The following is a 10,655-nucleotide window of genomic DNA, read 5'->3' on the forward strand; positions in this document are numbered from 1 at the left end:
TCGACCAGCGTGTATTCCTTGATGCCGTCCTTGGTCATAGTCCAGATGTTGTGGGTGGTGGTGCTGGTCAGCAGGTCCAGGTACGAGCCTTCTTTGAGGAACTTGGTGCTGAAGGTCGCGAATGGGCCAAACAGGATGACGCGCTTGCCGTCCAGAACACGGGTGTCCAGGTGCGGAACCGACATCGGCGGTGCGCCAACCGAAGCTTTACCGTAGGCCTTGGCCAGGTGCTGCTCGGCGATGGCCGGGTTATCGGTCACCAGGAACGAGCCGCCGACCGGGAAGCCAGCGTATTCCTTGGCTTCAGGAATGCCCGACTTCTGCAGCAGGTGCAGAGCGCCGCCACCAGCACCGATGAACACGAACTTGGCGTCGGTTTCGGTCTTGGTGCCGTCTTTCAGGTTTTTGTAGCTGACGCGCCAGGTACCGTCGGCGTTCTTGGTGATGTCTTCGACTTCACTCGACAGCTTCAGGTCGAAGTTAGGCTTGGTCTGCAGGTAACCGGCGAACTGGCGGGTGATTTCGCCGAAGTTCATGTCGGTACCCAGCGGGCTCCAGGTGGCCGCGATTTTCTGGTTCGGGTCACGCCCTTCCATCATCAGCGGGACCCACTTCTTGATCACAGCCGGGTCTTCGGAGTACTGCATGCCGGCGAACAGCGGGCTCGCTTGCAGCGCTTCGTAGCGTTTTTTCAGGAACTTGATGTTGTCATCGCCCCACACGAAGCTCATGTGCGGAGTGGTGTTGATGAACGAGCGAGGGTTCTTCAGAACGCCTTGCTGAACCTGCCAGGCCCAGAACTGACGGGACACCTGGAACGCTTCGTTGATCTCGACGGCTTTCGGGATCGTTACGTTGCCTTTGTCGTCTTCCGGGGTGTAGTTCAGCTCAGCCAGGGCGGAGTGACCGGTACCGGCGTTGTTCCAGCCGTTGGAGCTTTCCAGGGCGACGCCGTCCAGGCGCTCGACCATTTCCATCGACCAGCTTGGCTCCAGCTCATTGATCCACACACCCAGGGTGGTGCTCATGATGCCGCCGCCGATCAGCAGTACATCGACTTTCTTTGCTTCTGCAGCATTGGCGGAAGACATCCCCATCGCCAAAGCCAGCCCGAGCAAGGCCGTGTTCACTTTCTTAAACATCTGTTGCACCTATGATAAAACGCCTTCCGCCCGACGCTGTTGTACGTGTGGGCGCCTTTTTCCGCGACACTCAGGCCAGGGTCGCGAGCACCTTCACACTGCAATTTTGACGGGTGGGCACACAAGGCCGACGTACCGCATCGACCTCAGTTAATGTCCCTTCTGAACTGACTTTTTATCATTATTGGCTTCAGCTACTTGAGCGACAGGGATTCCGTCAGCCTGCCAAACGGCAGGCAAACTGAATTAGGTCAAACCAAGTTGGCGCGAAGAATATCACGTCAGGGCAAACCCGCGCGTCTGTTCCCGACTTGAGAGTCTTTTTCCGCTCTGGGCATTATCGGCTGATCTGGGCGGAACATGACCCTGCGCCGAGTCTGGCTGAAGCATTTCAGCCAATCACGCGGTTTGCCGGCAAATCGGGTCTACAGTTAATACCAGGTGCCTTGGTCAACAGGCGCTCACTGAGTCCTGTGCTTCGATGGAACTCCCTCCTTTTGCACACCTCTCACATTATGTAGTACTTCCCTTTTGCTTCGCGCTTGTGGAGGAACACCGTCATGCGCAAGTTAGTGCTCATTTCTTCTCTCCTGCTGTGCCTCCCCGTCGGCTCGGCCCTGGCCCGTGTCGATGCCAAAGACGTCGCCACGTCGGCGGGGGTTTCCGCGTCGCTGTACTCGACCTTCAAGGATCACAAAATGGTGATCCCGGCGCGCGACGACCTGTCAGCGTTCGTCGCCAGCGGCGGGGCGATCCGTGGGGTTTATCTTGAATCAGTATTGCAACAGGTCCGGCACGACAACCCCGGCCTGAATGCCAGCGATGAAGACCTCGCCAACGCGATTCTGGTGCATTACGAAGGCCTGAATCAGTAGTTGCAGGGACGCTGCGGCCGATGGATGGCAACGCAAGGCGCATAGGCAAAATTGTCCGACGGCCTCTATGATGGACGCCATGACGACTCTTGCGCCTGCTGCGCCTTTGCGCTCCCCCTGCCCGCCCGGTGCCTGCGATTGCGGGCGCGACGCGCTGCTGGAAACGCCCGGCACGGATCTGCGCATCCTGCGCCTGACCCGCGAGCAGGAAAAGATTCTTCTGGCACGCCTCGAACAACCCATAGACCTCGCCGACCTGCGGCATCTGCAGAACCGCATGCACGAGCAGTTGGGCCTGCGCGTGGAAATCTCCCCGGGCTTCCATGAAGTGCGCAGCATGCTCGGCATCGAGATTCAGATCGGAGACCTGCCGGGGCTCTGCCGCAAAACGCGCAAGTCGATTCCGGCGGCGATTCGCCGGGGCTTGAACAACCACCCGGAAATCGCCTTCGAACTGCTCAACGCCCACGACTTGCTGCGTGACACTTGATCAGCGTTTCATACCGACTCGCTTGCGCATCTCGGCAGTGATGCTCTGGCGGGTTTTCTTCAGATCCGCCCACGGCTCGTCGCCCACCTCGCTCAGGCGCTCATGGACATTGCCGATGTTCCACTGATTGCCGCCCTTGATCTCTGCCACCTCTTCGCGAAACAGCGGCACTGACACCGGCAGTCCCTCGCGAGTGCGCGCCGCGTAGGCACAAATGGTGGTGGCGCCCAGACCATTGCGTAGGTAGTCGATGAAGATTCGCCCGACGCGATTTTTTGGCCCGGACACCGCGGAAAAGCGTTCCGGCAACAGTTTCGCCATATGACTGACGATCGCATGACTGAAGTCTTTGACCTCATCCCAGCCATGCTTGCGGGTCAATGGCACCACCAAGTGAATGCCTTTGCCGCCACTGGTCTTGAGGAACGCTTTGAGACCCAGTTCATCGAGTACGGTCAGGGTCAGCGCAGTGGCTTCGACCATGCTCTTCCACGGCAGCGCTGGGTCCGGATCGAGGTCGAGAACAAACCGGTCAGGCTTGTCCAGATCGACCGTGGTGGCGTTCCAGGTGTGCAACTCGACGGTGCTCATTTGCACCGCGCCAATCAACGCTTCGGCATTGTTGATCAACATCACCGGTTGCCCGGTGATGTCCTTGTCCAGTGTGCTGATGCCAGGGATCGCCAGGCGCTCGGCGTTTTTCTGGAAGAACAGCTCGCCAGCAATGCCATCCGGCGCCCGCACCAGTGCGACCGGGCGATCCTTGAGCTGCGGCAGGATCCACTCGGCAACGCTGGCGTAATACTCGGCCAGTTGCATCTTGGTCGTGCCACTGACCGCATCGATCACCCGATCCGGGTGGGTGATGCGCACCTTGCCGCTGGCAAGGCCCAACTGTGACGGTGCCGCTTCGGCTTTCTTCGGCTCAGTGGCTTTCTTCGACGCAGCGGTCTTTTTTGACGCGGTGGCTTTCGCTGAAGTTTTCACGGGTTTCGCTCGCTCCTCGGTAATCGCCTTGGCCGGTTTGTCATTGCGCAACCCATGGAACACCGCGTGACGCACCGAGCCGTCCTTGGTCATTTCAGCGAACGCCACCTCTGCCAAGAGATTCGGTTTGAGCCAATGCACGCCTTTGGCGTCGAAGCCGCTCGGCGGGTTGACCACCGCTGCCTTTTTCACCTGCAACGGCTTGAGCTGGGCGAGGATGCTTTTCAGTGTGGTTTCGTTGAACCCGGTGCCGACCTTGCCGGCGTAACGCAACTCGCCGCTGTCGCGATCATGCAGGCCCAGCAGCAACGCGCCGAACGCACTGCGCGAACCTTTCGGATCGGTATAGCCGACGACCACGAATTCCTGCCGATGCTTGCATTTGAGCTTGATCCAGTCACTGCTGCGCCGCGACACGTAAGGCGAGCCAAGGCGTTTGCCGATCAGCCCTTCCATCTGCATCTGGCAGGCGCTGTTGAGCAGTGCGTCTGCGGTTTCGTCGAAGGCTTCGGAGAAGCGCAGCAACGGCTGTTCATGCCCACCGAGTACCGTGGACAACGCGGCGCGGCGCTCCTCGACCGGCACTTCACGCAGATCGACGCCGTTGAGATACGGCATGTCGAACAGGTAGTACATGATGTTGCCGCTGCGCCCGGCTTCGAACGCGTTTTGCAGCGCCTGAAAGTCCGGCACGCCGTGTTCGTTGGTGACCACCACTTCGCCGTCCAGCCATGCTGACTCTAGGCCCAGCGCGGCCAGGGCTTGCGCCTGTTGCGGCAGTTTGTGCGTCCAGTCGTGACCGTTGCGGGTGAACAGTTGCACCTGATCGTGGTCGATGCGCGCCATGATCCGGTAACCGTCGAACTTGATCTCGTAGCTCCATTGCCCTTCGGGTGCGCTGTCGACCAGAGTCGCCAGCTCCGGCTTGAGTTGCGCCGGCAGTTTGGCCTTGCGCGCACCGGTGAGCGTCCCGGATGCCGCTTTGCGCGGTTTGGCCGGGGCCTTTTTCACGGGTTTGACTTGCTCGGCGGCGAGCTTGGGTTTGCTGATCAGGGTGCGCTCGCTGAGCACGCTGTCCGGCTCTGCACTGAGCACGTCGTAGTCGTCTTGTGGGCGGGCGGCGCTGTCCTGATGTTTGATCAGAAACCAGTTTTCTTTCTTGCCCGGCATGTGCGTGCGCACCAGATTCCAGATGCCGGACAGCTTCTCGCCCTGCAACTCGAACTTGAGCTTCCCCTTCGCATAGGCCTTGGCCGGATCCTCCAGCGGGATCCATACGCCACGATCCCAGACGATCACGTCGCCCGCGCCGTAATGCCCTTCAGGAATGCTGCCCTCGAACGTCGCGTAGTCCAGCGGATGGTCTTCGACGTGCACCGCCAGGCGCTTGACTTGCGGATCGAGCGACGGCCCCTTGGGCACCGCCCAGCTCTTCAGCGCACCATCGAGCTCAAGGCGAAAGTCGTAATGCAGGTGTGAAGCGTCATGCTTCTGGATGCAGAACTGCAGCGCATGGTCGCTGGCCTTGCTGCGGCCACGGCGTTTGACGGCGGCGGGTTCCGACGTCGCCGAAAAGTCGCGCATGCGGTCGTAGTCGTCGAGGTTTCTGGTCATGGCGCACCTGCCTTGTGTCAGCCAATGCGGGTCACGGTCAGCGCGACCACGGCGATCCGGTCCACTCGCTGGTAACCGGGGTTCAACAGCTCTTCACCGAACACGTCGGGATCCAGTTCGCGATAGGTCCAGCCGAATCGCGTTGAATCCAGGCGTGGTACCATCGTGTCGAAAAACGGATCGCGACCATCGACCATCGCCACGCCGGTGTACAGCAATAACGAACCACCCGGCGCCAGCCGATTGAGTGCCTGCTCGACGATGCGCAGCGATAGCCCGGCACCCAGCGAGCCACCGCCATGCCGATAGGCGCGCCCGGCCGGGTCGGCCATGTACGGCGGGTTGGCGACAATCAGGTCGAAGCTGCCTTCGGTGCCCTGCAGCACATCGCTGGTCTGCACCTCGACATTGGCGACCTCGGCCAATGCCGCGTTGATCGCAGTCAGGCGCAGCGCGGCGGGGTTGATGTCCACCGCCAGCACCTGAGCTTCACGCCGCGCACGGGCAATCAGGATTGCGCCGACACCAGCGCCGCAGCCGATGTCCACGGCACGCTGGATCGGCGCAAAACTCTGCTGCAGATGCGCGTGAATCAACTGTGCGAAACGGTAGGTGTCCGGGCCGAAAAACACCGAGTCGGCGGCGTCGGTGGGAAAGCCCGAATGCACGAACAGCAAGTCATCCAGACTCGACCAGCGCACCCGACTCTTCAGGCGGCCATCGTAGACGTCAATCACCTGTGCATCCTGCAATTGCCGTTGCTCATCGGCGGACAACAACCCAGGTTCAAACGGGCGCGACCAGCCGAAGACATCGCGCAGGGTATCGGCGGCCTGCCCTTCGTCACGCTGGTTGACCCGCTGATGGGTCAGCGGCGTCGGCGTGATGAAACGGTAGCCGTCAGCCTGCAAGCGCCGGCCGAGTTGCAGCAGCGTCAGGTCGTTGGCAGACAGGTGTTCTTCCTGATTCATGGGGATTTCCTTAGCGCAGACTGGATTTGAGTTCGATGAAGCGACGTGTCGCCAGCAGACCCGCCGGGTGGGCGTGCCGGGCCGGTGACAACCATGGGATCAGCGTCGCCATTTGTGCATGCCCGTCCTGACCACGGAGCGCGGCAGTCAGGCGTTGTACATCGGGATCGTGTTCGGGCACGGCGGCGTCCGGGGTGGCGACCTGACGAGTGCGTCTTGGCGCCTGGGCTTTCTCGGACGGCGTCCAGTCGCCGGCAATCCAGTCGTGCAGCAGCTGCTTTTCATAGGGGCTGAACACGCCGAACATCGCCGCACCGTCGCCGTCGATCAATTGCCAGAAGCGGCTGGCCTGCGGGTCTTGATGGCGCTTGATCCAGCCTTTGTCCTGCATCGCCTGAAGAAATCCGGGCAGTTGCTCGGGGGTGGCCAGCCACTGATTGACGGTTTTGCCTTCGAAGCGGCAGTAGTCGGAATGCATGTGCTGGCCGAACGGACGTTTGCGCTCGAGCATCGCCAACACTTCCTGCTCGAGGTCGAAACCTTCGATGATTGCGCGGCTGCCCTGCCCCAGGTCGTTGAGTCGATAGCCCAGCGACACCCGGCGCAGAAATTCGCCACGATCAGCTTCCAGCGGCAGCAGGTCGAGCACCGACTGCACGGCTTTTTGCGCATGGCCGGTGCTGGCGTTGTCGATGGTCACGTGGAGGGTGAAGTAGTACGGATCGATGCCCAGCTCGCTGAGTTCATAGGCGCTGATCAGCAAGTGCAGCGGCAGTTGTTCGTAGCCGAGGTTGTAGCCGATCACCTCGGGCAGCAAGCTTTCGCCACAGGCACCGAGTGCCAGTTGCAGCGCGCCTTGCAGATAGCGTTGATCGGTAATCGCGCTGGCGTCCAGCAAGCCGTGCTCAGCGAGCAGCTTGCGATAGATCACCACATGGTTTTGCGCAGGATTGCCGTCGCCGAGTTCTTCCAGATAGGTACATAGCAACCCGTCGAAACGCGGGTCGCGCCATTGCCGCAACAATCCATAAAGCCACGCGCCATCTACCAGTTTGGTCGGCGCCACGGCCTGCAGAAAATACAGCGCATGGGCCTTGTTGCTGAAGAACTGGCGCGGCCCGCCAACCTGTCGTTGTTGCAGGTAGTCGGCGTATTGCCGGGCGACATCGGTGCAATTCTCGGCAACCCAATCCTGCCAGGCAGACGGCTCCTGCGGCAGTGCTTCGGGTAACAGTGCGGCACGTTGCAACTGCTCAGCAAGAAAATCCTGGGCGAGATTTTCAGGCTGATCCTCGAGCAGCAGTGCCTCATAAATACGCCGCAGTTCACCGTCGGCAGTGATGGGCTGGTGCTGCGCACTCGGCGCATGCAAAGGGGTCAGGGCAGTCATGTCAGTGGTCTCGCTCGGTTGGCCGGTCAGGGCGTTGTTTCACGCCTCTACAGCAGCAGAGCAACCGCTACGGAGAAAAATTCAATCGACATGAAAATTGCCCTGACGGACGGCGAAGCCTAATTGATGCGCTCTCCGCCTGCCGATCGAAAATCCCTTAGGTTCAGACTACTCTTTGCACCTCTGCAAAAATCTCTGTGATCGGCCTGTGTGGCTGGCGCTTATGAATTTGTCGCACCTGATCACTCATCCGCAGCAACTCATCACTCGGCTTGGCCCACTGATTTTCTGGCAACGGCTCTGACCATTGGCGCATGGCCTCGGGCAGTGCCTGTTTGCCGATCCTTTCGAGGCGGCGCACTTCCCATTCGACGAGGCGGTTGGGAATCGTCCACAGGGTCATGACGTGATACAGGTACCAAAAGAAGCCGGACAGCCGCGTGCGTGAACCGTCGCGAATCTGCTGATGCATGCGTGCGCGGGCGTTGTGGAAAGTGTGCAGGCCTTCGTGGGGCGGGTCGTCGGGGCCTTGCAGGTCTTGCAGATCCTGAATCGATTTGAGGTCGTTGACCTCGTACTCCATGTAGCCGCGAATGGCTTCCCAATGGCTGATGGCGAGGGGCAGCGCGGCGCATTGGAATTCGAGGCTGGTGAGGGTTTCGCCGTGGTAGAAACCGATGCCCATGCCGTATTGACGGTGGATGCCGTATTGGGTGGCGCCCTGGGCTTCGATGATCCAGGCGGAGAGGGATTCCCAGGGGACGAAGACCGGTTCGGTTTCGCCGGCGGGCATGAAGCAGACTTCGCGGCGTTGGCGGTTGAATCGGGTTGGGATGATTGAGGCGCGTTTTTTGTGGTTGTGGTGCCAGACGCCGAGGGTGATGAGCAGCATTAGAAAACAGGTTTCAATGGCAAGTCCTTTTGTCTCTTGAAAAATTCCTTCTATGTAACTCCAGATTTCGTCCCAACTATCTCCAAACATCAGTCCGAGAAAGCCGCCGACCAATGGAAAGAGAAAAGCGACTGAGAAAGACACGCTGAATGGCCCGCCCAAAGTCATTTGCCACATAAAAACCTCTGGCTTCCCCAACCCAAAATCCATGCAAACATCATTCAGCTCACCAATATGTGGACCATAAGGTGAAATCGATGTTGGTAAGGGTAAAGGGGACAGATAGGTGATCTTACCACTCGGAAACGGCTCGACATCCCCTGCTTTTCGAAGTGTCTCGACTTGCGGGATAACTACCGGCTCTACTGGATTATTCAGCATGATCGGCCTGCTCCAAAAATTGGGGTTCAACAAGCAAAACCGGTGGTTTCTCTTTCACCAGTTGCAGAGCAATCACTACAAAGTGTCCCTCCCCCCGTGGGTCGATATGAATGATACGGGTGCGAGATGTCCAATCACCTTTGTCGTTCAGGTTCTGAAAACAAACGGCCAACTCCAATGTTTCTTTGGCTGGGGTGAATTCGGAATCGGAATCTGCCGGGTACTGGAGGCAAAGCACCAAGCCTTCCGCTGATGATTTGACGATGCGCAGGCTACGGAGGATCTCTTCGCTGACCACATCCTTGCGCTCTCGTGGGGTTCCGCGACTGTGAAGCGGCATCGAAATACGGTGAGCGCCGATGCCCAATAGGTGAGTAGCTTTCCCGCCGAGAGGAGGCAGCAGATCATTCAGCGTCAGTCTGGGGAGCACCAAATGGATATCGCTGGGCTTGGCTTTGAACAGAAGGTTTTTCAACCAAGAGTCGTATGGATTTGGGCCAAGTTGTGCGTAAGGCGCATGGATCAAAAAGGCCAGATAGCTCTGATAGTCTTCCAGCGAGTGGTCACCGCGCATTTCGGCATCCCGCCCCCAAGGCGTGATTTTCAGCCATTTGTCATGGGCACTGAGGTTGTAACGGTTAAACAACCAGCTCCCGCTCAGTTCGAGCACGGTGAATAGAGCCCCCGCAAGATTGAAGCGGAAGAACACCGTGGAGAGACGTGTACCGGCGGCGGCCCAAGCTGCGATCCGTGCGCTACGATTTGATGCAGTGAAGACGGTATAGCCCGCATGCAAGGTGTTGCCTAAACCATAAGCATTGACGGCAGTCATTCCTCCGGCACCTAGTGTGGCCAATTCGGCAGCACCTTGCGCCGAATGATTGCCACTGCGAACTGCCTGTTGCCAATTTTCGTATTGTTTTCTAAAGCTGATTGCCGAGGACAATAGGCCAAGCCCGTAAGTGGATATGCCCAATCCAACATGCACCTTCCCCATCTGTACATGCACGTTCAACAAGGCATGTCGCTGAAGCCCTGCAACCAATTCTGCGCTCCGAGCCCTCATCGCCGTATCCGCAAGACTCTGCGCCGCAGTAAACCCGGCTGCCCCAGTAGCTGCAACCGCTTCAGCAAACGGTTTCCATACCCTCTCATTACGAGCCTGCTTTCGTACTTCCCGGAATACCCCCACCAAATTCACCACCTGCACCAAAACCACCACCAACCCCATCCCTTCCGTCTTCACCAGACTGGTCCTGGACAGCCGTCCAATCCCCAACCGAATATTCCCCAACAAACTCCGCAACTCCCCTTGCTGCGCCGGCGGAAACACCACCGTCACCCCCGCTCTTGCAGGCGTCGCGCCGTACAACCGGGCCGAGCGGTCCGGCAGTTCTTCAATCGGGCTCAACGCCGCCGCCAGCCGTCCTTCCACCTGGGTCAGTTGCGCCCGCACGCGCACAATCTCTTCCTGCAACTCCACCGCCCTTGGCGTCTTGTGGCCCGGACGATTTTTGTTGTGGGTGAGCTGGTTGCGTTCGCGGTTGAGGGTTTTCAGGTAGTCACGTTCGCGCAGCAGCTCTTTGATCGCGGTTTGCAGCGCGGCCTGTTCTGCGGGACTGGCGACGGTGAAGGTCACGCCGCTGGTTTTTGCCGCGTCAAAGAGGCGCAAGCGCAGTGTTTTGGGCAGGCGCTGGAACAGTTCATCGAGGTCGGGGATTTTCTCTCCCGCAAGGTCGAAGCCTTCCAGCGCCCGGTCAAGGCCCAGGTTCAGTGCCGGGCTGTAGGTGTCCTGCACAGCAGCCGCGACAACGCGGGTGTGCTCGGGCATGTCGTCGAGCGCAGGCAGTTGCGGTTGTTCGATCTTTTTCAGTTTGGCCAGCCAGTCCGGCAGGTTGTTGAACGTCGCCATA

6 protein-coding genes and 2 pseudogenes are annotated in these 10,655 nt (G+C 59.4%); 2 read left to right on the plus strand and 6 right to left on the minus strand.

Features of this window, described 5'->3' with window-relative positions; translation table 11 throughout:
• Positions 1-1,142: pseudogene (locus ACIOUG_RS21875) on the minus strand (malate:quinone oxidoreductase); the annotation flags it as partial.
• Positions 1,143-1,702: 560 nt separating this feature from the next.
• On the opposite strand from ACIOUG_RS21875, the gene ACIOUG_RS21880 reads away from it, so the two are divergent.
• Together ACIOUG_RS21880 and ACIOUG_RS21885 are read left to right on the plus strand one after the other, a co-directional pair.
• Positions 1,703-2,017 (plus strand): DUF2388 domain-containing protein, encoded by a 315-nt coding sequence (locus tag ACIOUG_RS21880; protein WP_401068604.1) that lies wholly within the window; start codon positions 1,703-1,705, stop codon positions 2,015-2,017.
• 67 nt (positions 2,018-2,084) lie between these two features.
• A complete protein-coding gene (locus ACIOUG_RS21885) occupies positions 2,085-2,507 on the plus strand; it encodes a hypothetical protein (protein ID WP_401068605.1) in 423 nt (140 codons plus the stop codon).
• Here the strand turns inward: ACIOUG_RS21885 and ligD are convergent, their stop codons facing one another.
• The 5 genes and pseudogenes from ligD to ACIOUG_RS21910 form a co-directional block, all read right to left on the minus strand.
• On the minus strand, positions 2,508-5,108 hold the full coding sequence (gene ligD, locus ACIOUG_RS21890; protein ID WP_401068607.1) for a DNA ligase D: 2,601 nt from the start codon (positions 5,106-5,108) through the stop codon (positions 2,508-2,510).
• A gap of 17 nt (positions 5,109-5,125) precedes the next feature.
• Positions 5,126-6,079, minus strand: coding sequence for a methyltransferase (locus tag ACIOUG_RS21895; RefSeq protein ID WP_401068609.1), 954 nt, complete (start codon positions 6,077-6,079; stop codon positions 5,126-5,128).
• A gap of 10 nt (positions 6,080-6,089) precedes the next feature.
• Entirely contained in the window at positions 6,090-7,469 is a 1,380-nt protein-coding gene (locus ACIOUG_RS21900; RefSeq protein WP_401068610.1) for an iron-containing redox enzyme family protein, read from the minus strand.
• 163 nt (positions 7,470-7,632) lie between these two features.
• A complete protein-coding gene (locus tag ACIOUG_RS21905) occupies positions 7,633-8,742 on the minus strand; it encodes a hypothetical protein (protein ID WP_401068612.1) in 1,110 nt (369 codons plus the stop codon).
• Positions 8,732-10,655 (minus strand): annotated as a pseudogene (locus tag ACIOUG_RS21910) (hypothetical protein); the annotation flags it as partial. The pseudogene ACIOUG_RS21910 and the gene ACIOUG_RS21905, both read right to left, overlap by 11 nt.

The organism is Pseudomonas sp. NPDC087803 (genome assembly GCF_044742995.1).
Lineage (GTDB): Bacteria > Pseudomonadota > Gammaproteobacteria > Pseudomonadales > Pseudomonadaceae > Aquipseudomonas.

Excerpts from the sequence above, each read along its gene's own strand:
- ACIOUG_RS21880 (WP_401068604.1), top strand. The coding sequence starts at position 1,703 with ATGCGCAAGTTAGTGCTCATTTCTTCTCTCCTGCTGTGCCTCCCCGTC.
- ACIOUG_RS21885 (WP_401068605.1), top strand. The coding sequence starts at position 2,085 with ATGATGGACGCCATGACGACTCTTGCGCCTGCTGCGCCTTTGCGCTCC.
- ligD (WP_401068607.1), bottom strand. The coding sequence starts at position 5,108 with ATGACCAGAAACCTCGACGACTACGACCGCATGCGCGACTTTTCGGCG.
- ACIOUG_RS21895 (WP_401068609.1), bottom strand. The coding sequence starts at position 6,079 with ATGAATCAGGAAGAACACCTGTCTGCCAACGACCTGACGCTGCTGCAA.
- ACIOUG_RS21900 (WP_401068610.1), bottom strand. The coding sequence starts at position 7,469 with ATGACTGCCCTGACCCCTTTGCATGCGCCGAGTGCGCAGCACCAGCCC.
- ACIOUG_RS21905 (WP_401068612.1), bottom strand. The coding sequence starts at position 8,742 with ATGCTGAATAATCCAGTAGAGCCGGTAGTTATCCCGCAAGTCGAGACA.